This window comes from Caenimonas sp. SL110, from assembly GCF_001044395.1.
Classification (GTDB): domain Bacteria; phylum Pseudomonadota; class Gammaproteobacteria; order Burkholderiales; family Burkholderiaceae_C; genus Ramlibacter.
Genome location: NZ_JANU01000013.1, coordinates 148,237 through 170,898, shown reverse-complemented (window position 1 = coordinate 170,898; position 22,662 = coordinate 148,237). Strand labels below are relative to the sequence as shown.

Sequence of the window (22,662 nt, the reverse complement as noted above, 5' to 3'; positions counted from 1 at the left end):
AGGAAGTGCTGGATTGCGGGTCGAGCCCGCAATGACGGCCTTCTGCTGTTTCAGCTTGTTTAAACCAGCTCGATCGCAACCGCAGTCGCTTCGCCGCCACCGATACACAGCGTCGCAATGCCGCGCTTGCCGCCGCGTGCCTTCAGCGCATGAATCAGCGTCACCATGATGCGGGCACCGGACGCACCGATGGGATGACCCAGCGCGCAGGCGCCGCCATTGACGTTCACGATGTCGTGGCCGATCTTCATCTCCGCCATCAGCGCCATCGGCACTACGGCGAATGCCTCGTTGACTTCCCACAGATCGACATCGCTGACCTTCCAGCCGGTTTTGGCAAGCAGCTTCTGTACTGCGCCCACCGGGGCTGTGGTGAACCAGCCCGGCTCCTGGGCGTGCATGGTGTGACCCACCAGGCGTGCAATCGGGCGGCCGCCGTATTTCGTCGCGGTCGATTCCTTCATCATCACCAGCGCAGCAGCGCCGTCATTGATGCTGGAGCTCGATGCGGCGGTAATCGTGCCGTCTTTCTTGAACGCGGGCTTGAGCGTGGCGATCTTGTCGAGCTTGACCTTGCCGGGGCCTTCGTCGATGGACACGATGACCTCGCCGCTTCTCGTCTTCACGCTGACAGGCGTGATCTCGGTGGCGAATGCACCCGACTCGGTCGCAGCCTTTGCGCGCTGCACGCTCGCAATCGCGAAGGCATCCTGCGCCTCGCGCGTGAAGTTGTACTTGGCAGCGCAGTCCTCGCCAAACGTACCCATGGCACGGCCCGGCTCATAAGCATCTTCGAGTCCGTCCAGCATCATGTGGTCATAGATGCGGTCGTGGCCGATGCGGATGCCGCTGCGGCCCTTGAGCAGCAGGTGCGGTGCATTGGTCATGCTCTCCATGCCGCCCGCCACGATGACTTCATGCGTGCCGGCCAGCAGCATGTCGTGCGCGAACATGGCGGCCTTCATGCCCGAGCCGCACATCTTCGACAGCGTGACCGCGCCTGCGCTCTTGGGCAGCCCGCCCTTGAACGCCGCCTGGCGCGCGGGCGCCTGGCCCTGGCCCGCCATCAGGCAGTTGCCGAACAGCACTTCGCCCACGGCGTCGCCGGAGACGCCTGCGCGCTCGACAGCGGCGCGGATCGCAGCGCCCCCCAGGTCATGCGCGGCCAGGGACGAGAAGTCGCCCTGGAAACCGCCCATGGGCGTGCGGGCAGCACCGGTGATAACGATGGAATCAGACATTGGATAGCTCCTTTCAGATGGGATGAGATGAAATGAAGGTCAGGCCAGCGCAATCACGCCGCCACGTTCCTCGTCGGCAATGCGCCGCAGGTAGGTCTGGAACTCGGGGTCTTCGCCGCGCAGCAACAACGGCAATGCATTGTGAAAATCTTCGCGGTGGCACCACTCGCGCATGTAGTCATCCCAGCTGTTCCAGCGGCGCGATTCGGTCTCGGTCATTCGCGGCTTGTAGGCCACCAGATAAGCCCGCTCGAACAGCGACATCAGCATGTCGAAAATCACCAGCATGCGCTCGTTCTGCTCGCTCGTCGGGCTTTGAAGCGGCTCGTTGGTGCGCAGGTGCAGGTCGGGGTTGGCGAGCACGACTTTCAGGAAATCGTTGTACGCATCCGAGAGCAGCTGATAGGCCTCTTCCTCTTCGTTGTCGCGTTCCTTGCGTTGCTCCAGCGCGAAGAAAATAATCGCGAACGGCAAGGCCACCACGGTGACGACAAAGCTCGCCAGCTCCCATGCATCACGGGCGTTCATGCTGCAGCCTCTTCGGCCTGCGCAGCGGGGGGCACATGCATGCGCTTGAACCGCTTGTCATGGTCATAGGGGAACACATCGTGCACGTAACCGGCCTGTATGCGTTCCTTGTACTTTTGCCAGAACGCGGCGTCGAGCAGGTCAGCGTGGTGCTTCATGAAGACTTCGCGCACCGCCGGATTGCCCAGCAGGAAAGGGCCGAAGGTTTCAGGAAAGACGTCCTTGGGACCAACGTTGTAGAAGACCTCGCCCGACATTTCTTCTTCTTCGTTGCGCGCCTGCGGCACCTTGCGAAAATTCACGTCGGTGATGTATTCGATCTCGTCGTAGTCGTAGAACACCACCTTGCCGTTGCGAGTGACGCCGAAGTTCTTCCACAGCATGTCACCCGGAAAGATGTTGGCGGCCACCAGGTCCTTGATCGCATTGCCGTATTCGATGACGGCGCGCTCGATCTGGTCCTGCGCCTGCGCGGTGCCGCGCGCATCGAAGGCTTCCTGCAGATAGATGTTGAGCGGAATCATCCGGCGCTCGATGTAGAGATGCTTGATGACCACCTCTTCGCGGCCATCGCCATCACGGTCGCTGATTTCCAGCTGGCTGGGCGCGAACTTGCGGATCTCTTCGATCAGCTCTTCTTCGAACCGGTCGCGCGCGAAAGCAACCTCGCTGTACTCCAGCGTGTCGGCCATGCGGCCCACGCGGTCGTGCTGTTTCACCAGCAGGTACTTACCCTTGATCTGCTCGCGCGTCGTGTCTTTCTGCGGCGGGTAGTAGTCCTTGATCAGCTTGAAGACATACGGAAAGGACGGCAGGTCGAACACCAGCATGACCATGCCCTTGATGCCGGGTGCGATACGAAACTTGTCGCTGGAATGCTTCAGGTGATAGAGAAAGTCGCGATAGAACAGCGTCTTGCCCTGCTTGGCCAGGCCGAGCGCGTTGTAGATCTCATTGCGCGGCTTGCGCGGCATGAGCGAGCGCAGAAACTGCACATACGCCGACGGAATCTCCATGTCGACCATGAAATAAGCTCGCGCGAACGAGAACAGGGCCTGCAACTCATCTTCGCCGAACAGGCATGCGTCGATCACCAGCACCCCCTCCTTGCTGTGCAGGATGGGCAGCGCAAACGGAACTTCGTTGAAGCCGTTGATGATCTTGCCGACGACGTAAGCGCCCTTGTTGCGAAAGAACAGCGACGCCAATACCTGGATCTGGAAATTGGCGCGCAAGGTGACGCCGTGCAGCCGCGCACTCATCGCCTCCAGCACGTAGTTCGAGTCGCGTGCGAGGTCTTCGAACGGCCGCTGGAGGCGGAAGTTGTCGACGATGCGCGTGATGGTCTCGCCCAGCGTCTCGCGCGTGGGGTAGTACGCGCGATAGGTCGGCAAGGCCGCTGGTTCATCGTTCTCGATGTATTCGGTGCTCACGGCCGGCCGCACAAAGATGAAGTCGTTGTGAAAGTGCGTGCGATGCAGGATCTTGGTCGTGACCGAATTGAAAAAGGTCTCTGCCAGCTCGGGCTGGTGATGGTCCACCAGCAAGCCGATGTAGTGCAGCTTGACCTGTTGCCACACATCCATCGGCTGCTCGCCGGCCTTGAATTCCTTTTCGAGCCGCGTCGTTGCCTCTTTCACGCGCAGGTCATAGAACTCGATGCGCTCTCGCTGCGCGCGCTGCTGGCCGTGCCAGTCGGCGGTTTCAAAACGATGCTTGGCGCGCGCCGACTCGGTGCGGAACAGACGGTAGTGCCGGTTGAAGCCATCCATCATCGCCTTGGCGATGTCATAGGCAAGCGGCGAATCCAGGCGCTGGGGGAACATGCGGGCCAGACGTTTGCTACTGGGTGCGAGCCGCGATGACACCCTCGACCGCAGCGCGATACAGCGGCTCGATCGAGTCGGTGCTGGTCACCGACATGTGCAGGTCCTGCAGCAGTCCGTCGTGCACGCCGAAGGCCCAGCCGTGGATCGTCACCTTCTGGCCTTTGGCCCAGGCGTCGACCATCACGGTGCTCACGCACACATTCACCACCTGCTCGATCACGTTGAGGTCCACCAGCGCATCGGCGCGCTTGTTCTCGGGCAGCGATTCGAGCAGGCCGCGATGGCGATCCCGCACGTCCTGGATGTGGCGAATCCAGTTATCGGCCAGGCCGATGCGCCCACCCGCCAGCGCGGTGAGAACACCGCCGCAGCCGTAGTGCCCGACCACCATGATGTGCTCGACCTTGAGCATATCCACCGCGAACTGTATGGCCGACAGCGCATTCAGGTCGGAGTGAACCACGATGTTCGCGACGTTGCGGTGAACAAAAACCTCGCCGGGCTCCAGTCCCGTGATCTGGTTGGCCGGCACGCGGGAGTCGCTGCAGCCGATCCACATAAACTTGGGTGTCTGCTGCTTGATAAGGCTGGTGAAAAAGCCCGGCCGCGTGCGCTCCATTTCGGCAGCCCAGACGCGGTTGTGGGTGAACAGGTCCTGGATCGATGTAGTCATGTCGCTATTTTGGCCTCATCGGCAATCACATCGTTTCGGCAAACAGTTCGCGGCCGATCAGCATGCGGCGAATCTCGCTGGTGCCTGCGCCGATCTCGTACAGCTTGGCGTCGCGCCACAGGCGGCCAAGCGGGTACTCGTTGATGTAGCCATTGCCGCCGAAGATCTGTATGCCCTCACCGGCCATCCAGGTCGCCTTCTCGGCGCACCACAAGATGACCGAGGCGCAGTCCTTGCGCACCTGCCGCACATGTTCGGAGCCCAGCATGTCGAGGTTCTTGCCCACCGTGTAGCAAAAGGCGCGACCGGCTTGCAGCACGGTGTACATGTCCGCGACCTTGCCCTGGATCAGCTGGAATTCACCGATGCTCTGGCCGAACTGCTTTCGGTCGTGGGTGTAGGGCACCACGTTGTCCATCACTGCCTGCATGATGCCGATGGGGCCGGCAGCCAGCACCGCGCGTTCGTAGTCGAGCCCCGACATCAGCACCTTCGCGCCACCATTGAGTGTGCCCAGCACGTTGGACAGCGGCACTTCGACATTGTTGAACACCATCTCACCGGTGTGGCTGCCGCGCATGCCCAGCTTGTCGAGCTTTTGCGCGGTGGAGAAACCCTTCATGCCCTTTTCGACGATGAAGGCAGTGACACCACGCGCGCCGAGCTCCGGCTCAGTCTTGGCATAGACAACCATGGTGTCGGCGTCGGGGCCGTTGGTGATCCACATCTTGGTGCCGTCGAGCACGTAGTAACCACCCTTGTCCTGGGCTTTGAGCTTCATCGAGATGACATCGCTGCCCGCACCCGGCTCGCTCATCGCCAGGGCGCCGACGTGCTCGCCGGAAATCAGCTTGGGCAGGAATTTTTTGCGCTGCTCGTCGGTGCCGTTGCGCTTGAGCTGGTTCACGCACAGGTTGCTGTGCGCGCCATAAGACAGGCCCACCGATGCAGACGCGCGCGAGATTTCTTCCATCGCGATCATGTGGGCGAGGTAGCCCATGTTCGCACCGCCGAATTCCTCGGGCACCGTGATGCCCAGCACGCCCAGGTCACCCATCTTGCGCCAGAGGTCCATCGGGAACTGGTCGCTGCGATCGATCTCTGCGGCGCGCGGCGCGATCTCGGCATCGCAAAACGCGCGCACAGCCTCACGCAATGCATCGATGTCTTCGCCCAGCTGGAAGTTCAGGCCCGGAAGGTTCATGTCGTGTCTCCTTTGATGGTGGCTTGTCAGTGCTGGATGCCTTCGCGCCCGACAACAGCCATGAGTGTGCACCCCATGGTGGCGATCAGCTTTTCGCGGCCGTCCTCGATCGCCCAGGCCCGGCCTTCGGCCACTGTCACGGTACGGCCCGGCTTGATGACCTGGCCTTCCATGCGAAAGCGCTCGCCTTTTGCAGGAGCGAGCAGGTTGATCTTGTATTCGATGGTGAGCACCGCCGCGTCGACCGGCATCAAGGTGAAGGCGCAATAGCCGCACGCCGAATCGAGCGCGGTGGCAACCATGCCGGCATGCAGGAAGCCATGCTGCTGGGTGAGCGGCAGCGCCCACGGCATCTCGATCCAGACCAGGCCGGGCTCAACCCTGGCCAGCGTCGCTCCAATCGTCTTCATCGCGGCCTGGCGCTCGAAACTCGCGCGCACGCGTGCTTCGAAATCGGCGTCCTTGGGATCGAATCGCAGCTCGGCCATAGCGGCTCCTTGGAGTGGCGTACAGGTTGGCGTCTGGTTGACGTTTACGTAAACGTCAATTATGCATGGACGATCGATTGGGAGCGATTGCGGGCGATTGGCCGCGATGGCTCAGGCTGCCAGCCGGGCCTTTTCGGATCGGGCCAGCAAGGCGCGCGCTTCCTTTTCGTGGACCTTCACTTCTTCCAGGTTGGCCTGCAGGTCGGCCATCTGCTCTTCGAGCTGCTTGCGATGCAGCGCAAGCACGGCGAGAAATTTCTTAAGCTGCGGCCCGGTGTCGCGCGGGCTGTCGTACATGTCGATGATCTCTCGCGCCTCCGAGAGCGACAGGCCCAGGCGCTTCGCGCGCAGCGTGAGCTTCAGGCGCGTCCGGTCGCGCGAACTATAGATTCGGTTTCGACCGCCGGGCCCCGATCGTTCGGGCTGCAGCAGGCCCATGTCTTCGTAGAAACGCATGGCCCGCGTGGTGAGGTCGAATTCCTTCGCCAGGTCGCTGATCGTGTAAGTCGTGGTGGCCATCAATTCAAACCGTGTATGCAAGGGGACAGCAGGGCCATCGCCCCGTCCCTACAATGCGATTACATATGACGTTTACGTCAACGTCAATCTTCCAGGACCCCATGAATTCCCTTGAAGCGCTGCTCGACTATCCCTTTGGTGAAGCCTTGCCCGCAGGCGGCGGATCGCTTGTTGTCTGCGAGGGCGAAGGCAGCGGTCTCGCCCCGGCCGTCAAGTGGATCCGCATGGCCTTGCCGTTCCAGCTGAACCATATCAACCTGTGGCTGCTGCGCGATGAGATCGACGGCCGGCAAGGCTGGAGCGTTGTCGATTGCTGCATCAGCCGCGACGAGTCCAGGGCGCAATGGGAGCAGATCTTCGACACCCAGCTCGACGGCCTGCCGATCCTGCGCGTGATCGTGACCCACATGCACCCCGACCACATCGGGCTCGCATCATGGCTGTGCAGCCGCTGGGACGCGCCGCTGTGGATCAGCGCCACAGACTTCAACGCAGCGCGGCTCGCCTCCATCAGCACGACCGGATTCGGTGGGGACCATACCGCTGATTTCTTCGCGGCGCATGGCCTTGTCGATGAAGACTCGATTGCGAAGATTCGCGCGCGTGCAAGCTACTACCCGACCATGGTGCCGGGTGTGCCGCAGTCTTTCCATCGCATGCAGGACGGCGACACGGTGCGCATCGGCGGGCGCGGCTGGCGCTGCATCAGCGGATACGGCCATGCGCCCGAACACATCGCGCTTTACTGCGACGAGCTGCATGTGCTGATCTCCGGCGACATGATGCTGCCGCGCATCTCGACCAACGTCAGCGTGTATGACGTCGAGCCGGAATCCGACCCGCTGCGGGCTTTCCTCGCCTCGATCGACCGGTTCGAGGATCTGCCGGCCGACACGCTCACCCTGCCGTCCCACGGCAAGCCGTTTCGCGGGCTGCACGAGCGCATCAAGCAGCTGCACGACCACCATCGCGACCGCCTGGCCGAGGTGATGGATGCTTGCGCGCAGTCCCCGCACTGCGCAGCCGACATCCTGCCGATCATGTTCAAGCGCGAGCTTGATTTGCACCAGACCACTTTTGCGATGGGCGAGGCGCTGGCCCACCTGCACCTGCTCTGGTATCAGGGCCAATTGCAGCGGCACAGGGACGGTGCCGGCGTGTGGCGATTCGCGACCGCCTGAGCGTCACGAAATCCGGTCGATGTCGGTCGCCAGCCACGCGGGCGGCGCCACCTGCGACAACGTGAAATAAAAGACCGTGGATTGCCCGGGGCTGGACTCGGCCCACACCTTGCCATGGTGGCGCAGCACGATGCGGCGCACGGTGGCCAGGCCGATGCCGGTTCCGGGAAACTCCGCCTCGGAGTGCAGCCGCTGAAACGCAACGAAGAGCTTGGTGGCGTACGACATATCGAAGCCGACACCGTTGTCCCGAACGTAGAAAGGCCCGCCGGACTTGAGGCGACCCAACTCGATGCGGGCGTGTTGCTGGTGAGTCGTGAACTTCCAGGCGTTGCCCAGCAGGTTCTGCAGCAGCACACGAAGCATTGGCGCATCGCCCTGTGCGACGAGTCCTTGCTCGATCGCGACATCGACCTGCCGATCGGGCTGCTGCGCTTTCAGGTCGTCCATGATCTCCTGCGCTATCGCGCCCAGGTCCACCATCGTCCATTCGAAACTCGCCCTCGCCACCTTCGAAAGCGATAGCAAGGCGTCGATGAGTTGCTCCATCTTGCCAACGCCTGCCTGGATACGCGCCAGGTAGTGCAGCGATCGTTCGTCGGCCTGGCCTTCGATCTTCGCGGCCAGCGCCTTGCTGAAACCCGAGATCGCGCCCAGCGGCGCGCGCAGGTCGTGCGAGACCGAATACGAGAACGCCTCCAGCTCCTGGTTGGAACTGCGCAGCGCAAGCTCGATCGCCTTGAGCCCGGTGATGTCGGTTTCGATGCCGACCCAGAACGCGACCTCGCCATCGGCATCCAGCACCGGGCTGGCCTTGTACGACATCGTGTGGAAGGTGCCGTCGCTCGCTCGAATGCGCCGCTCGCCGGTGAAGATGTCCAGGGTCCTTGCGCTGTGGCGCCATTTCTCCGAGACAGCGTCCACGTCGTCCGGGTGGATCGTCGATCGGTCATTGCCGCCGATCCAGTCTTGCGGCGTGCCCCCCACCAGCTCACACCAGGCGCGGTTGACGAAGGTGAGGTGAGTGCCCGCTGCGTCGGTGTTCCAGACCACTTCGGGCGCCTGCTCCGCGAGTGTTCGAAACAGCTGCTCCTGCCGCGCGAGTTCGGCGGTGCGCTGGGTGATGCGGGCTTCCAGGCTGGCATTGAGTTCCGTCAGCTCGGCCTGCGCGAGCTTGCGCACGGTGATGTCCTGCACGAGGCCGCCAATCCATGCCACGCGGCCATCGGGTCCAGCACGCGTCGCCGCGACGTCGTGAAGCCAGATCACCTGCCCGTCGGACCGGATGAGGCGGTAGTCCACCTCCAGCGAGCCGGCTGTGTCGATGGCGCGCTGCCTTGCCGCTGCATGCACGGCCTTGTCATGCGGGTGAATCAGGCTGTCGAAGTTCGCGACCGTGACTTCGAAACTGTCCCGGCGCAGGCCCAGCAGGTCGAACACCTGGTCAGACCACCACAGGCGCCCTTCCACCAGGTCGAGCTCCCAGTTGCCAATGCGCCCGGCCTGCTGCGCTTCATTGAGCTTGCGCTGGGTGGCGACAAGTTGCCGCAGCTGCCCGGCTTGTGCATCCTGCAACTGCTGCAGCTGCGTGATGTCCGAGAAAACCACGATCCCTCCGGCGATGGCGCCGCCGGCGAAAGGCTGCCAGCTGCACATCAGCATGCGGCCCTCGGGCACGTTCGCATTTCGCACATACATCCGTGCGCCGCCGCCTGCCTGCCCTGCGGCGGCGCGCGCGACCGGATGCTTGTGCGGCAGGTATGGCGTCGTGCGATCGGGGTAATAGCACCCGAACTGGGCCGGCCATCGAGACAGCGTCAGCGGCGGCGCCGAGAGATCGAAGAGCTGCAGGGCGGCGCGGTTATGAAGCAGCAACCGCCCTTGCGGACTGACCGCAATCAGCGCGTCCTGCATACCGTTGAGCACCTGGTCGAGCAGCTCATAGGCGCTGCGGCTGCGCTCCAGTTCACTTTCCAGGTCGAGCTGCCTGCGCTGAAGCGAGTCGGCCATCAGGTTGAAGGCCGCGCCCATGCGTTCGAATTCACCACGCACACCCGGGCCTCGCAGGGGTACCCGCGCGTCGAGATCGCCCTTTTCGAGCCGCCTGACTGCGCCCATGACCTGCTGGGCCGGCGCAACGATGGCGCGACCGCCCAGGAACCACGTGCCCACCAGCGCGGCAAGCATGGCCAGGCCCAGAACGAGAAATACATGGAGCATGTTGGCGTTGCCGTCGGCCAGGATGACCGACCTGGGCATCGCGACACGGACCATCAGGCCCTCCTCGCCGACCCGGCGGCTGGGCGCGTAGGCGAAGACATGGTCCACCCCTTGCGAGTCGCGCGCCTCGCCGGAATCGGCCGTCATGCCTTGCGCTGCCGCCTTCAACTGCTCGTCAGCGATGGTGCGTGCCGCATCGGGGTAAGCGGGAGCCGGATGTTCGATGAGCACGGTACCGCGCCGGTCGGCCACGACCACGCGCGCACCTTCAGGGATCTGCGCCCGGGTCAGCAGGGAGGCCGCATAGGCCAGGTCGAGTGTGGCGAAGGCGACGACCGTGACCACGCCGTCGCGCACGACGGGAAGCGCCATTGGCAGGGCGCGGCGACCTGACACGCGTCCGTTGATCGGCGCGCCCAGCACGAACGTGCGCTTGTCGATCGCGGCATTGAGGTAGTCGCGGCCCGCGGCGCTGGTGTACCCCTTCGCGCCGAGTCCGTGGCAAAGCACGGTCCCATCCGCCTGCGCGAATCCAAAGTTGGAATACATCGGATAGCGCCGCAGCAGGTCTTCAAGGTACGCCTGGCAGCGCTCGCGTGATCCGTTTCGCAGCTCTTCGATGCCCGCGATCGCGGTGAGCAATTGTTCAGCGGTGTCGATGGCGCGGCTCTGGTTGGACGCGAGCAAGGATGCGGAAAAGCGCAGTTGCGACTGCGCCAGCGCAATGGTCGAGTTTGTCTCACGGGCTGTCACCCAGAACGCAAGCACCGCCATCGGGAGCACTGCGACCGCCGTCAGGGTCAGCAGCCTCTGGCGCAAGCTCATCCCGCCCAGCATCGTGCCTCCATCACATCCCTCCCCAGCGCCGCTCTCCGCGTGCGCAGGGCCAGTGTAAGCGCAGGCTTCACCAGGGCGGCAGTGCCTCGTCCTTGAGCTGACCACGCAGCTGCGCGTAATCGGGCACCACGGTGCGCACCGTGTCCCAAAAGCGCGGGCTGTGGTCCATCACCCGCAGGTGACTCAGCTCGTGCGCGACGACGTAGTCGATCACGGGCAACCGGAAATGGATCAACCGCCAGTTCAGGCGGATCAGGCCGTCGGAGTGCGCTGTGCCCCAGCGCGTGCCAGCGTTGCTGAGCACCAGCTTTCTCCATTGCACGCCCAGCAGCGGCGCGAAGTGGTCGAGCCGTTCGGTAAAAAGTGATTTGGCCTGCCGCATGAGCCAGGCCTGCACCGAATCGCGAACCTGTTCATGGGTTGCGCTGTGGGGCAGGCCCACATGCAGGGTGAGGCGCGGCATGCCGGGCAACGCCTGTGCATCGGTATTGAGCACCGCACCCACTTCCTTGAATGCGTGGCGCGGATCGAGCACCACGATGACGTCCTCGCCCAGGTAGGGAAAGGTCGCGCCGTCTCTCCATTCGATGCGCGCGGATTCGATTCGGCGATGGCGCTCGTGCGCAGCATCGAGCTTCTTCAGTATCCAGTCGGTCTTGGTCTTGACGGCCGCGTCGATCTCACCGAGCGGCACCCACCTGGGCGCGGTCACGGTGAGCCCCTCGGGACCGACGCTGAAACCGATGCTGCGGCGTTTGCCACGGCGAAGCTCGAACGCAACGACCGAGTCACGCAGCAGCGCCTCGCGGTTGGCGCGGGGATGGCGAAACGATGCGGGCTGGAGCAGCTCGTCGAGCCGTGCCTCTGGCGTTGCACCGGCAGAAGATGAAGCTGGCGTTGCGGACTTGCGCTTGCGGGGCCCGGCGTCCGCTGGAGCTTCGGGAGCCGCAGGGGCCGCAGAAGCTGGATCGGCCGCCCGCTGATCAGGCGCAGCGGGCTCAGGCCGGGTGTCGAAGAGATCGAGGGTGAGCTGCAGCAACCGGTGCATGGGGCCAGAGTTTAGCGGCTGGCCCCTGGGCCGGGCGCGCATTATTTGTAAGCCTCGGGGTCCAGGCGGCGCATCTCGGCTTCGATCCAGGCCTCCACCTCGCGCAGCAGCTCGTCGGGCTCGCGGCCCTGGCTGGGGATGGGCTTGCCAATGGATACATCGACGATGCCGGGGCGCTTGATAAACGCCTTGCGCGGCCACACCTTGGCAGACGTGACGGCGATCGGAATCACCGGCGCGCCGGTCTCCACTGCCAGCCGCGTGCCGCCGTGCTTGTACACACCCTTTTGGCCCCGCGCAATACGCGTGCCTTCGGGAAACATGATGACCCAGACGCCTTCGGCCAACAGCCGCTTGCCCTGATCCACCACCCTGGAAAAAGCCTGCGCCTTCAGGCTGCGGTCGATGTGGATCATGTCCATGCGACCCATCGCCCAGCCGAAGAACGGCACGTAGATCAGCTCGCGCTTGAAGACGAACGCCAGCGGATGCGGCATCAGCGTCGGGATCAGAAAGGTTTCGAGCGTTGACTGGTGCTTGACCAGCAAGATGGCCGGGCTCTTCTCGCCGATGGGCAGGTTCTCGTAGCCCGTGACGCGAACTTCGATGCCCAGGATCGCGCGGCCTATCGGGCCGACCGCCCATGTCAGCCAGCGCTGCGCCTTCCACCACATCTGCGTGCCGGTGCTCCAGATGGATGACGTCACCATCCAGATGCCCCAGGGCACGACGGTCACGAGCATCCAGAGCGCGTGAATGATGGAGCGAACGAGGGGCATCAGGGAGTCTTCAGGTGGCGATCTTGGGAATGCTGCGCGCGATCAGCCAGTCGGCAAACGCAGCCAGGTCTTCATGCACTTGCGTGCCCGATGGGTAGTCCGGCGGCAGTGCCTGGCCCCTCAGGGCCGCACCCTTGCCCGTGAGCACGAGGTGCGGTTCGCAGCCGGCCAGCGATCCGGCCTGCAGGTCGCGCAGCCCATCGCCGACGACCGGCGTGCCCTTGAGGTCCACGCCGAAACGCTCGGCGATCTGCTCGAACAATCCGGGGAGCGGCTTGCGGCACTGGCATCCCTCGTCGGGGCTGTGCGGGCAATAGAACACCGCATCGATCCGACCGCCCTGCGCCGACAGCATCTTGTGCATCTTGGCGTGCATCGCGTTGAGCGATGCCACATCGAACAGGCCGCGGCCCAGTCCCGACTGGTTGGATGCGATCACCGTATGCCAGCCGGCATGATTCAGGCGGGCGATGGCTTCGAGCGCACCCGGCAGCGGCGTCCACTCCTCGGGCGACTTGATGAATTCGTCGCTGTCGGCGTTGATGGTGCCGTCGCGATCGAGGATGACGAGCTTCATGGTGCGCGATGTTACGCCGCAAGCCGCGACAGATCGGCCACCCGGTTCATCGCCTGGTGCAGCGTGGCGAGAAGACCCAGGCGATTCAGGCGCAGGTCCATCTCTTGTGCATTGACCATCACGCCATCGAAGAAGGCATCGACCGTCTCGCGAAGCGCAGCCAGCGTCTGCAGCGATGCGGTGTAGTCACCGGCTTCGAACTGCGCATTCGCCTGCGGCGCCACCTTCTGCGTCATCGCATGAAGCGCTTTCTCGGCGTCTTCTTTCAGCAGCGTTTCGCTCACATGCGCATCGGCCTTTTCGGCCTTCTTGAGGATGTTGCCGATGCGCTTGTTGGCGGCGGCCAGTGCCGGCGCTTCCGGCAGCGCGGCGAAGGCTCGCACGGCTGCAAGGCGCTTGGCGACATCGCCCAGGCGCTGCGGACGCAATGCGAGGACCGCATCGACTTCCTGCGCGCTGTAGCCCTGCTCACGCAAGGTGCCGGCGAGGCGGTCGTAGATGAAATCGAGCAGCAGGCCCGACGTCTTTGCATCGGCCTGCGGGAACAGCGCAACGGCTTGCCCGACGAGATCGCCAAGTTGCAGCTGCAGGTCTTTTTCGCTGAGCATGCGCACGATGCCCAGGGCGTGACGGCGCAGCGCGAAGGGGTCCTTGTCGCCGGTGGGCAACTGGCCGATGGCGAACAGGCCGGCGAGCGTCTCCAGCTTGTCTGCCAGTGCGGCGGTGACGCCCGCGTTGCTGCGCGGCAATTCGTCGCCTGCGAAGCGCGGCTTGTAGTGATCTTCGATCGCGTCCGCGATCTCCTGGCCCAGGCCGTCATTGAGCGCGTAGTAGCGGCCCATGATGCCCTGCAGCTCCGGGAACTCGCCCACCATGTCGGTGAGCAAGTCGGCCTTGGCAAGCTGCGCTGCACGATCGGCCTGCTGCGCGAGTGCATCGCCGCCCAGCTGCATTCCGATGCTTCGCGCCAGTGCGCGCACGCGCTCGATGCGCTCGCCCTGCGTGCCCAGCTTGTTGTGATACACGACCTTGCCAAGCCCTGCGACGCGCGACTCCAGCGTCTTCTTGCGGTCCTGGTCGAAGAAGAACTTTGCGTCGGCCAGGCGCGGGCGCACAACGCGTTCATTGCCGCCGATCACCGCACTCGCATCGGCGGGACGGATATTGCTGACCACCAGAAACCGGTTGGTGAGCTTGCCGCTGGCGTCGAGCAGGGGAAAGTATTTCTGGTTGGCCTTCATGGTCAGGATGAGGCACTCCTGCGGCACTTCGAGGAACTCTGTTTCGAATTCACAGGTGAGTACATTGGGCCGCTCGACCAGCGCAGTCACTTCGTCGAGCAGCGCTTCGTCTTCGATCGCGCGTGCACCGCCGCCGACCTTCGCTGCGGCGTCTGCAAGCTGGCGCACGATCTGGGCGCGACGTGCGTCGAAACTCGCGATGACAGAGCCGTCTTTCTCCAGCGTTGCGGCATAGCTGTCGGCATCGCTGACAAGAACCGGGTTCACGGCCGCTTCGAACCGATGGCCGCCTGTCGAGTTACCGGCCTTCAGGCCCAGCGCTTCGATGGGCACCACGGTGCTGCCGTGCAGGGCGATCAGCGAATGCGCGGGGCGCACGAACTTGACGTCGCTCCAGCCATCGGCCAGCTGGTAGGTCATGACCTTGGGGATGGGTAGCCTGGCGATGCTTTCAAGCAATGCCTTTTGCAGGCCCCCGGCCAGTGTCGCGCCCTTCACATTGCTTTCGTAGAAAAGCGCTTCGGCCTTGCCATCCATCACGCGCTTGAGCCCCGCGACGGCCGATGCATCAGCGCCCAGGGACTGCAGCTTCTTGAGCAGCGCTGGGGTGGCGTTACCGGAGGCGTCCAGACCCACGCTGACAGGCATCAGCTTTTGCGAGACGGCCTTGTCGGCGGCTTCACTCGCAACGGCCGTCACATGGGCGGCCAGGCGGCGCGGAGACGCAAACGAAGTCAGCGCCGATTGCGCGCCAGCAAGTTCCTGCGACTTGAGTTGCTCGAACAGCACGCCGGCAAAAGCATCGCCCAGTTTCCTGAGTGCCTTGGGGGGCAGCTCTTCGACGAAGAGTTCAACCAGAAGGTTTTGCGTTGCCATGATTTAAACCCCCACTGCCGCAGCGGGCGATTTCTTTGGCATCTGGTCCACCCATTCGCGCGGCGCCATCGGAAAACCCAGGCGTTCACGGCTGTCGTAATAACTCTGGGCCACCGCACGCGCCAGATTGCGAATGCGGCCGATGTAGGCGGCACGCTCGGTGACGCTGATCGCGCCACGCGCATCCAGCAGGTTGAAACTGTGCGCGGCCTTCAGCACCTGTTCGTACGCGGGCAATGCCAGTTGCTGCTCCATCAGGTATTTGGCCTGCTTCTCGTGCGCCCCGAAAGCAGTGAACAGGAACTCGGCGTCGCTGTGCTCGAAGTTGTAGGTCGATTGCTCAACTTCGTTTTGCTTGTAGACGTCGCCGTAGCTCAAGCCCTCGGTCCACTTGAGGTTGTAGACGTTGTCCACGCCCTGCAGGTACATCGCCAAACGCTCCAGGCCATAGGTAATCTCGCCGGTGATCGGCTTGCAGTCGATGCCGCCGACCTGCTGGAAATAGGTGAACTGCGTGACTTCCATGCCGTTGAGCCAGACTTCCCATCCCAGGCCCCAGGCGCCCAGCGTGGGGTTCTCCCAGTCGTCTTCGACAAACCGGATGTCGTTCTTTTTCAGATCGAAACCGAGCGCTTCGAGCGAGCCGAGATACAGCTCCAGGATGTTCGAGGGCGCGGGTTTCAGGACGACCTGGTACTGGTAGTAGTGCTGCAGCCGGTTGGGGTTTTCGCCGTAGCGTCCGTCCTTGGGGCGGCGGCTGGGCTGCACGTAAGCGGCTTTCCACGGCTCGGGGCCGAGGGCGCGCAGGAAGGTGGCCGTGTGCGAGGTGCCCGCACCCACTTCCATGTCATAGGGCTGGAGCAGTGCACAACCCTGCTTGTCCCAATAGGACTGCAGGGACAGGATGATTTGCTGGAAGGTCAACATGGGCTGTGGTTCTCAAGCTCCGTGCGGCGGGCCGGGCCCGGCCGGGGAGCGCGATGGAATTCGCGTATGACACGCGAAAACCCTTGATTTTACGGGCCTTCAGCCGGTTTACCCTCGCAGGCAGGAGCAAAGGGACATGTCAACAACACAACTGGTCTTGAGCCTCGTGCTGCTCACGATGGTTTTCTCGGTGGCGCTGGAACTGAGGGTCGATGATTTCCGGAGGGTCGCGAAATCGCCGCGCGCGGTCATCTGCGGTCTGATCCCGCAGTTCATCCTGCTACCCGTGGGGACCTGGGCCGCGACCATGGTGCTGGACCTGCCGCCCAATGTAGAGGCCGCCATGATCCTGGTGGCAGCGTGTCCCGGTGGAAGCCTGTCCAATGTGATCACGCATTTCGGCCGCGGCAACACGGCCCTGTCGATGAGTGTGTCGGCGGTGGCCGCGATCCTGGCGCTCGTGCTGACGCCGTTCAACTTCGCCTGGATGGTGGCGGCGAACCCGGCCACCGCGTCCTGGCTTCGGACACTGGAGATCGACGCTTCGGGTATCTGGGTCAGCCTGCTCGTGCTGCTGGCCATTCCGATGGCGCTGGGCCTCGCGTTCGCGCATCGGCTGCCCGCGCTGACTGCGCGAATTCAAAAGCCGCTCGCGAACTTCTCGCTGGTGGCCCTGTTTGCTTTCATTGTGTTCGGGCTGGTCCGCCAGCAGCAACTGCTGACGATGGGCCTCTTGCCGATGCTGCTGATCGTGGTGCTGCACAACGCGTTCGGCCTGTTTGCCGGTTGGGTCACATCGGTCGCCATGCATGTGAGCGAGCGAGACCGCCGCGCCGTGATGATCGAAGGCGGCATGCAGAATTCCGGCCTGGCGCTGGGCATCATTGCCGTGCAGTTCAACTCCGATACCGGCATGGTGATCATTGCCGGGCTGTGGGGCATCTGGCACATCGTCAGCGGGCTTTCATGCGCGTACTACTGGCGCGCCAAGGACAAACGGATGATTCATACGGAGCCGCAGCATGCTTGACCTGGTAATTCGCGCAGGCACAGTCGTCGATGGCAATGGCGGCGAGCCGTTCACCGCCGATGTCGGCGTGAAGGAAGGCAAGATCACGCAAATCGGCAAGATCACCGAGGCGGCACGCGAAGAGGTGGATGCGCAGGGCGCATGGGTCATGCCCGGCTTCGTGGATATCCACACGCACTACGACGGCCAGGCGACCTGGGACCCGACCTTCAGCCCCAGCATCCACCACGGCGTGACCACGCTGGTCATGGGCAATTGCGGCGTGGGATTCGCTCCCGTGCGACCAGGCCGCGAAGACGACCTGATCAAGCTCATGGAAGGCGTCGAGGACATTCCGGGCGCCGCCTTGCACGAAGGCATCCGCTGGAACTGGGAAAGTTTTCCGCAGTACATGGATGCGCTGGAGGCCCAGCCGCGCAGCCTCGACTACCTGGTACAGGTTCCGCACGATCCGCTTCGCATGTACGTGATGCGCGAGCGGGCGCTTGCCAACGAGGCGGCGACGGCCAGCGACATCGCACAGATGCGCGCACTGCTGCACGAGGCCCTGCGCGCAGGCGCTGCGGGATTCAGCACCGGCCGCAGCGACAACCACCGCACCGCCGAGGGCAAGGAGACACCGGGGGCTGAAGCCAGTGCAGCGGAATTGACCGGGTTGGCACGCGCCTTCGAAGGGCTCACTCACGGCGTCGTTCAGGTCGTGAGCGACTTCGACCTGCTGCGAGGCGCCGATCGCTTCGATGCGGAATTCGACCTGGTCGAAGACCTGGCGCGCGCCTCGGGGCGTCCGGTGTCCATGACCTGGCTGCAACGCGACCCGGGAGGCGAGCAGTACAAGGCGATCCAGCGGCGTGTCGAAGCAGCCGTGGAACAAGGCCTGCCGCTCTACCTGCAGACGGCAGCGCGCGGTATCGGCGTCATCAATGGACTCGATGCGAGCTTTCATCCGTTCATGGGGTTTCCGGGCTACAAGGAAGTGGCGACGCTGCCGCTCGCGCAACGCGCTGCCGCCCTGCGGGAACCAGCTCGCAAGGCACGAATCCTTGGGGAGAAGTCCGATCGCCTGGCCGGTGACGGCACGCCGATTCCGCCGCTGGTCGATCTGCTGCTCGCGCGCATCGAAATGATTTCGGGACGCATGTTTCCGCTCGATGAAAAGCTCGACTACGAGCCGGGCGTGATGCAGAGCTTTCTGGTGCGCGCGAAACAGCGCGGCGTGTCGGCGCTGGAGGCGCTTTACGACTGGTTCAGCGCGGACGACGGCGGCAACCTCGTGTACTTCCCGATCTTCAACTACAACGACGGCACGCTCAATCCGCTGCGCGCCATGCTGGATCATCCGCGCGCGCTACTGGGCCTGAGCGATGCGGGAGCGCATGTGGGAACGGTGTGCGACGCGAGCTTCTCGACCTTCATGCTCACCCACTGGGTGCAGGGCCGCGAGAAAGACAAGCTCGCCTTGGGCCGTGCGGTTGAAATGCTCTCGGCCAGAAACGCGCGCTACCTGCGGCTGGTCGATCGCGGCGTGCTGGCGCCCGGCCTGCGCGCCGACATCAATGTGATCGATCCGCAGCGGCTCCATATCGGCACGCCCCAACTGGTTCGGGACCTGCCAGCGGGCGGGCGTCGTTTCCTGCAGAAAGCCCAGGGCTACGTGGGCACCTGGGTCAACGGGGTCGCCGTGACACGCGAAGGTGAGATCACTCAGTCACGACCCGGGCGGCTGGTGCGGATGCGCAGCTGAAAAGCTATTGCGATCACGATCAGCCCCAACGCATACAACGGCCACAGGCCCCATTGCGAGACCCACGCGGCGTACGGCGTGATCGACGTGCGGCCTTCTGCTTCGCCGAGCAGCACGCCCCGGGTGTGCCGCTCGAGCGAATGCGTGACGCGCCCGCGCGGATCAATGATCACCGTCGCGCCGGTATTGGTCGCCCGGATCATGGCACGGTCGAATTCGAGTGATCGCATGCGGCTGATGTGCAGGTGCTGGTCGATGGCCACCGTGTTGCCGAACCAGCCGATGTTGCTGACGTTCACGAACAGGGTGGGTGCAGTTGCGGGGTCGGAAAACCGCTCGCCGAGCTCTTCGCCGAAAAGATCTTCGTAGCAGATGTTGGGTGCGATGCGCTGGCCCTGCCACTCGAAATTGGGCTGCGTGAGCGATCCGCGGTTGAAGTCACCCAACGGAATATTCATCATCTGGGTGAACCACTTGAACAGCGGCGGAATGAATTCACCGAACGGCACGAGGTGGTGCTTGTCGTAACGGTAGGGCTGCGCGCCCGGCTTGAAACCCATCACCGAGTTGGTGTAGCCCTCGCTGAAGCCCCCCAGTGGAATGCCGACAAGAGCAGCCTGCTGGCCCTGCGCGAACCGGTTGAAGACGGCCTCGAAGTAGCCATCGGGCAGCTGCCTGCGCAGCAGCGGGATCGCAGTTTCCGGTGCGACGACCAGGCTCGCCGTGCTGTCCACCAGTTGCCGCCCGTACCAGGCCAGGGCCGTCGGGATACCGGTTCCGCCCTGGAATTTTTCGTCCTGGGGAATGTTGCCTTGCAGCAGCGCGACCGACAGACGTGGGCCGTCTGCGGGCTCGACCCTGGACGATGCAACCACATTGCCGGCGGCGATCAGGCCTGTTGCGCCTGCAACGGCCGCCCAGGACCTCCACGATTTCACGGCGTCACGAGCTGCCAGCGTGGCGATGAGCGCAGCCAACAGCGCGGCGACAAGACCGATGCCGTGCACGCCGACGTAGGGCGCCAGAAACGCCAGCGGCCCGTCGACGTGCGCATAACCGCCGGCGCCCCACGGAAAGCCGGTGAAAAATTTGACGCGCATGAACTCTGCCAGCATCCATGCGGCTGCGAACAGCAGCGCGTTGAGCCATCGCCGGGCTCCCGCGAAGGCAGCCGAAATCGCACCCGCGAGCGCGTAGTACGACGAGAGAAACGCGGCCAGGCCCACCACGGCGATCACAGCCAGCGGCGACGCGAGGCCTCCGTACACATGCAGGGAAATGAAGAGCCACCAGTGGACGCAGGTCAGCCACGCCGTACCGAAGGCCCAGCCGAGCAGCGCGGCGCGCTTCCACGAAGGTGCGTTGAAACAGAGCCAGGCGAATGCAGCGAGCGACAGCAGCTGCAGCCACCACAGGGGCTGGCCGCTCCAGGGCGCAGCGATGGAGATCGCGTGCGCAAGACCTGCGCCGATCGCAATTGCGAATGCAGGTAGCGCGCGCAACGCGCTTAACCCGCGCCGTTTTCGATAGAAACCGGCGAGACCTTGAACCATCGGACCGCGCCGCCCTTGGTGTGCAGCACGACAAAGTTCAGGCCCCCGAGCACGTGATGCTCACCGCGCTTGGGAACGTGCCCCATCTCGTGCGCGATCAGGCCGCCTATCGTGTCGAAGTCCTGTTCGGCATCGGTGGGCACGACCGCAACGCCAAATGCTTCGGACACGCGTGCGATCGACGTGTCGCCGCTCACCCGGTAGGTGCGGTCGGCCAGGCCGAAGATGTCGCCCTCGTCGTCCTCGATGTCGAACTCGTCTTCGATCTCGCCGACGATCTGTTCGAGCACGTCCTCGATGGTGATCAACCCTGCGATGCGGCCAAACTCATCGACGACGATCGCCAGGTGGTTGCGATTGCCGCGAAATTCGCGCAGCAGGTCGTTAAGCCCCTTGCTCTCGGGTATGAAGACCGCTGGGCGCAGCAACGCCCGAATGTTCAGTTCAGGCGCCCGCTGCAGCTTGAGCAGGTCCTTGGCCATCAGGATGCCGATGATGTTTTCGCGGTCGCGTTCAAAGACCGGGAAGCGCGAGTGTGCGGTGTCGATCACGACCCCCAGCAGGTCGTCATGCTCCGCATCGATGTTGAGCATGTCCATTCGGGGTGCTGCAACCATCACATCGCCGGCGGTGAGGTCCGCCATGCGAATCACGCCTTCGAGCATCACACGCGACTCGGCGCCGATGATGTCGTTGTCTTCTGCGTCGGCCAGCGTCTCGATCAGCTCGGCCCGGGAGTCAGGTCCGGGATGGATGAACTCCTGGATTTTCTGCAGGAACGTGCGCTTGTCTTCCTTTTCGACGGAATGTCGCGCGGGGTGCGGGTCGGACACAGCCTTGGGGTGCAGGACGTGCGGTAGTGGGGGGATCGATAGGATAGCTGAAATGACGCGGCCGGACGGGGGTTCGCCGGGGGCGAACTCAGCCGCCGGACTTGTGCCGGCCGTGCTGCACGCCGCGGCGCACTTCCTGCACGCCGGCCAGAAAGTCCCAGAAATTCTTGGCCTGCACCTTGAGGCGGTAATCGGTCAGGGCGATCTGCTCTTCGACCATCTCGCTCATCCGGCTGTCCAGCGTTGCCGGTGGAAGCCTGAGGTAAGCATCGGTCTCGGAGCCGGCGCGCTCCAGCGTGGCGCCCGAATTGCGGGCAATCTTGATCATGGCCGTGTTTTCGCTGAGCGCATGGATGAAGAGCATGTCCACCCCTTCGTTGCGGGCGTGCATGACGGCACGCTCGAACAGGCGGGCGCCCAGTCCGCGTCCGCGTGCCTTCTTCAACACCGACACGCCGAACTCCGCGCAGGAGACGTGCTTGGGGTCGTTGGAGAAAGCGAGGTGGGCCACCGCGATGAGTTCGAGCTTGCGGTTGTAAACACCAAAGATATCGTCGCGGTCAAAGTCGAGCCCCTGCGCGTAGCGCTGGATTTGCTCGTCACTCGCGGCATAGCCGAAACGCAGGTAGCGGTCGTGTTCGTCGAGCGCCACCAGGTGGGCGGCGATTCGGTCACGGTGGCTGGGTCCTAACGACCGGATGGGGATGACCACCGGCGTCGACCTGCTGACCAGTTGGGTATCAGTCATGGCTCCAATCTAAGGGTTTTTACTAGGGAGACAAGCCAAAAAGGTCTGCGCGAGTGAGGAAAAGGTCCGCAAATGGCTGAGTCAAGCCATCGTCCTACACGGGAACCGCCGTCGTGGCCTTCACCCGGTCCAGCACGAAGCTCGTTTTGCAGTCCTGGACCGAGGGATGCTGGAGCAAGGTGTCCATGATGAAGCGACTGTAGTGCGCCATGTCCTGGACCACCACACGCAGCAGATAGTCCATCTCCCCGGTGAGGGATGCGCACTCGACAACCTCCGGCCAGGTCTGGACGCTGGCGCGAAACAGATCCATCGGGTTGCGTTTGCTGGTGCCGGAGTGCTTTTCGAGGCGGACATTCAGGTACGCCGTCAGGCCGAGCCCAACGGTTTCGGGCTTGACCAAGGCAACGTAGCGATCGATCACGCCAGCGTCTTCCAGTCGCTTGACCCGACGCAACACGGCGCTGGCCGACAGACCGACCCGTTCGCCAATCAGGTCATACGTTTCGCGGCCATTGGCCTGAAGTCGGCGCAGGATCGCCTTGTCCAGCTTGTCGAGTGCTTGATCTTCATTCATCACGCAATA

19 protein-coding genes and 1 pseudogene are annotated in these 22,662 nt (G+C 63.7%); 3 read left to right on the top strand and 17 right to left on the bottom strand.

The window, feature by feature from the left end:
- Window positions 1–59 precede the first annotated feature (59 nt).
- From AQ12_RS09075 to AQ12_RS09045, 7 genes are all read right to left on the bottom strand, one after another.
- The gene (locus AQ12_RS09075; RefSeq protein WP_048439555.1) at window positions 60–1,241 is read right to left on the bottom strand and encodes an acetyl-CoA C-acyltransferase; all 1,182 of its coding nucleotides are present in this window, start codon (window positions 1,239–1,241) and stop codon (window positions 60–62) included.
- A 39-nt stretch (window positions 1,242–1,280) separates the two neighbouring features.
- On the bottom strand, window positions 1,281–1,769 hold the full coding sequence (locus tag AQ12_RS09070; RefSeq protein ID WP_048439554.1) for a hypothetical protein: 489 nt from the start codon (window positions 1,767–1,769) through the stop codon (window positions 1,281–1,283).
- A complete protein-coding gene (gene aceK / locus AQ12_RS09065; RefSeq protein WP_048439553.1) occupies window positions 1,766–3,595 on the bottom strand; it encodes a bifunctional isocitrate dehydrogenase kinase/phosphatase in 1,830 nt (609 codons plus the stop codon). The genes AQ12_RS09070 and aceK overlap by 4 nt, the downstream gene beginning before the upstream one ends.
- Window positions 3,596–3,611: 16 nt before the next feature.
- Window positions 3,612–4,271 carry a carbonate dehydratase gene (gene can, locus AQ12_RS09060; RefSeq protein ID WP_048439552.1) on the bottom strand — a complete coding sequence of 220 codons (660 nt, stop codon included), beginning with the start codon at window positions 4,269–4,271 and terminating at the stop codon, window positions 3,612–3,614.
- Window positions 4,272–4,296: 25 nt separating this feature from the next.
- Window positions 4,297–5,475, bottom strand: a complete 1,179-nt coding sequence (locus AQ12_RS09055) for an isovaleryl-CoA dehydrogenase (protein ID WP_048439551.1) — start codon at window positions 5,473–5,475, stop codon at window positions 4,297–4,299.
- Window positions 5,476–5,501: 26 nt separating this feature from the next.
- Window positions 5,502–5,963 carry a PaaI family thioesterase gene (locus tag AQ12_RS09050; protein ID WP_048439550.1) on the bottom strand — a complete coding sequence of 154 codons (462 nt, stop codon included), beginning with the start codon at window positions 5,961–5,963 and terminating at the stop codon, window positions 5,502–5,504.
- Between the two features lie 111 nt (window positions 5,964–6,074).
- Window positions 6,075–6,482, bottom strand: a complete 408-nt coding sequence (locus AQ12_RS09045) for a MerR family DNA-binding transcriptional regulator (protein WP_048439549.1) — start codon at window positions 6,480–6,482, stop codon at window positions 6,075–6,077.
- Between the two features lie 101 nt (window positions 6,483–6,583).
- Here AQ12_RS09045 and AQ12_RS09040 point away from each other — a divergent pair, with 101 nt between their 5' ends.
- Entirely contained in the window at window positions 6,584–7,663 is a 1,080-nt protein-coding gene (locus AQ12_RS09040; protein ID WP_048439548.1) for an MBL fold metallo-hydrolase, read from the top strand.
- A gap of 3 nt (window positions 7,664–7,666) precedes the next feature.
- On the opposite strand, the gene AQ12_RS22055 is transcribed toward AQ12_RS09040, so the two are convergent.
- The 6 genes from AQ12_RS22055 to glyQ all read right to left on the bottom strand — a co-directional run bounded on the left by AQ12_RS22055 (window position 7,667) and on the right by glyQ (window position 16,168).
- Window positions 7,667–10,708: a PAS domain-containing protein gene (locus tag AQ12_RS22055; protein WP_161799001.1), complete on the bottom strand. Its 3,042-nt coding sequence runs from the start codon at window positions 10,706–10,708 to the stop codon at window positions 7,667–7,669.
- Window positions 10,709–10,787: 79 nt separating this feature from the next.
- The gene (locus AQ12_RS09030; protein WP_048439547.1) at window positions 10,788–11,768 is read right to left on the bottom strand and encodes a M48 family metallopeptidase; all 981 of its coding nucleotides are present in this window, start codon (window positions 11,766–11,768) and stop codon (window positions 10,788–10,790) included.
- Between the two features lie 41 nt (window positions 11,769–11,809).
- Window positions 11,810–12,547 carry a 1-acyl-sn-glycerol-3-phosphate acyltransferase gene (locus AQ12_RS09025; RefSeq protein WP_048439546.1) on the bottom strand — a complete coding sequence of 246 codons (738 nt, stop codon included), beginning with the start codon at window positions 12,545–12,547 and terminating at the stop codon, window positions 11,810–11,812.
- Window positions 12,548–12,557: 10 nt separating this feature from the next.
- On the bottom strand, window positions 12,558–13,124 hold the full coding sequence (gene gmhB, locus AQ12_RS09020) for a D-glycero-beta-D-manno-heptose 1,7-bisphosphate 7-phosphatase (protein WP_048439545.1): 567 nt from the start codon (window positions 13,122–13,124) through the stop codon (window positions 12,558–12,560).
- An 11-nt stretch (window positions 13,125–13,135) separates the two neighbouring features.
- Complete coding sequence (glyS, locus tag AQ12_RS09015; RefSeq protein ID WP_048439544.1) at window positions 13,136–15,241, bottom strand: glycine--tRNA ligase subunit beta; 2,106 nt, start codon at window positions 15,239–15,241, stop codon at window positions 13,136–13,138.
- A 3-nt stretch (window positions 15,242–15,244) separates the two neighbouring features.
- Entirely contained in the window at window positions 15,245–16,168 is a 924-nt protein-coding gene (gene glyQ / locus AQ12_RS09010; protein WP_048439543.1) for a glycine--tRNA ligase subunit alpha, read from the bottom strand.
- 118 nt (window positions 16,169–16,286) lie between these two features.
- On the opposite strand from glyQ, the pseudogene AQ12_RS09005 reads away from it, so the two are divergent.
- Window positions 16,287–17,198: pseudogene (locus tag AQ12_RS09005) on the top strand (bile acid:sodium symporter family protein); the annotation flags it as partial.
- Window positions 17,191–18,942 carry an amidohydrolase family protein gene (locus AQ12_RS09000; protein ID WP_048439541.1) on the top strand — a complete coding sequence of 584 codons (1,752 nt, stop codon included), beginning with the start codon at window positions 17,191–17,193 and terminating at the stop codon, window positions 18,940–18,942. The pseudogene AQ12_RS09005 and the gene AQ12_RS09000, both read left to right, overlap by 8 nt.
- Here AQ12_RS09000 and lnt read toward each other — a convergent pair.
- From lnt to AQ12_RS08980, 4 genes are all read right to left on the bottom strand, one after another.
- Window positions 18,903–20,495 (bottom strand): apolipoprotein N-acyltransferase, encoded by a 1,593-nt coding sequence (gene lnt / locus AQ12_RS08995; RefSeq protein WP_082151491.1) that lies wholly within the window; start codon window positions 20,493–20,495, stop codon window positions 18,903–18,905. The two genes, AQ12_RS09000 and lnt, sit on opposite strands and share 40 nt — an antisense overlap.
- Window positions 20,450–21,328, bottom strand: coding sequence for an HlyC/CorC family transporter (locus AQ12_RS08990; protein ID WP_048439539.1), 879 nt, complete (start codon window positions 21,326–21,328; stop codon window positions 20,450–20,452). The genes lnt and AQ12_RS08990 overlap by 46 nt, the downstream gene beginning before the upstream one ends.
- 88 nt (window positions 21,329–21,416) lie before the next feature.
- Window positions 21,417–22,076 carry a GNAT family N-acetyltransferase gene (locus tag AQ12_RS08985; RefSeq protein ID WP_048439538.1) on the bottom strand — a complete coding sequence of 220 codons (660 nt, stop codon included), beginning with the start codon at window positions 22,074–22,076 and terminating at the stop codon, window positions 21,417–21,419.
- 94 nt (window positions 22,077–22,170) lie between these two features.
- Window positions 22,171–22,653, bottom strand: a complete 483-nt coding sequence (locus AQ12_RS08980) for an Lrp/AsnC family transcriptional regulator (protein WP_048439537.1) — start codon at window positions 22,651–22,653, stop codon at window positions 22,171–22,173.
- Window positions 22,654–22,662 lie beyond the last annotated feature (9 nt).

Coding starts and splice junctions, on each gene's coding strand:
- AQ12_RS09075 (WP_048439555.1), bottom strand. CDS start 1,241: ATGTCTGATTCCATCGTTATCACCGGTGCTGCCCGCACGCCCATGGGC.
- AQ12_RS09070 (WP_048439554.1), bottom strand. CDS start 1,769: ATGAACGCCCGTGATGCATGGGAGCTGGCGAGCTTTGTCGTCACCGTG.
- aceK (WP_048439553.1), bottom strand. CDS start 3,595: ATGTTCCCCCAGCGCCTGGATTCGCCGCTTGCCTATGACATCGCCAAG.
- can (WP_048439552.1), bottom strand. CDS start 4,271: ATGACTACATCGATCCAGGACCTGTTCACCCACAACCGCGTCTGGGCT.
- AQ12_RS09055 (WP_048439551.1), bottom strand. CDS start 5,475: ATGAACCTTCCGGGCCTGAACTTCCAGCTGGGCGAAGACATCGATGCA.
- AQ12_RS09050 (WP_048439550.1), bottom strand. CDS start 5,963: ATGGCCGAGCTGCGATTCGATCCCAAGGACGCCGATTTCGAAGCACGC.
- AQ12_RS09045 (WP_048439549.1), bottom strand. CDS start 6,482: ATGGCCACCACGACTTACACGATCAGCGACCTGGCGAAGGAATTCGAC.
- AQ12_RS09040 (WP_048439548.1), top strand. CDS start 6,584: ATGAATTCCCTTGAAGCGCTGCTCGACTATCCCTTTGGTGAAGCCTTG.
- AQ12_RS22055 (WP_161799001.1), bottom strand. CDS start 10,708: ATGAGCTTGCGCCAGAGGCTGCTGACCCTGACGGCGGTCGCAGTGCTC.
- AQ12_RS09030 (WP_048439547.1), bottom strand. CDS start 11,768: ATGCACCGGTTGCTGCAGCTCACCCTCGATCTCTTCGACACCCGGCCT.
- AQ12_RS09025 (WP_048439546.1), bottom strand. CDS start 12,547: ATGCCCCTCGTTCGCTCCATCATTCACGCGCTCTGGATGCTCGTGACC.
- gmhB (WP_048439545.1), bottom strand. CDS start 13,124: ATGAAGCTCGTCATCCTCGATCGCGACGGCACCATCAACGCCGACAGC.
- glyS (WP_048439544.1), bottom strand. CDS start 15,241: ATGGCAACGCAAAACCTTCTGGTTGAACTCTTCGTCGAAGAGCTGCCC.
- glyQ (WP_048439543.1), bottom strand. CDS start 16,168: ATGTTGACCTTCCAGCAAATCATCCTGTCCCTGCAGTCCTATTGGGAC.
- AQ12_RS09000 (WP_048439541.1), top strand. CDS start 17,191: ATGCTTGACCTGGTAATTCGCGCAGGCACAGTCGTCGATGGCAATGGC.
- lnt (WP_082151491.1), bottom strand. CDS start 20,495: ATGGTTCAAGGTCTCGCCGGTTTCTATCGAAAACGGCGCGGGTTAAGC.
- AQ12_RS08985 (WP_048439538.1), bottom strand. CDS start 22,076: ATGACTGATACCCAACTGGTCAGCAGGTCGACGCCGGTGGTCATCCCC.
- AQ12_RS08980 (WP_048439537.1), bottom strand. CDS start 22,653: ATGAATGAAGATCAAGCACTCGACAAGCTGGACAAGGCGATCCTGCGC.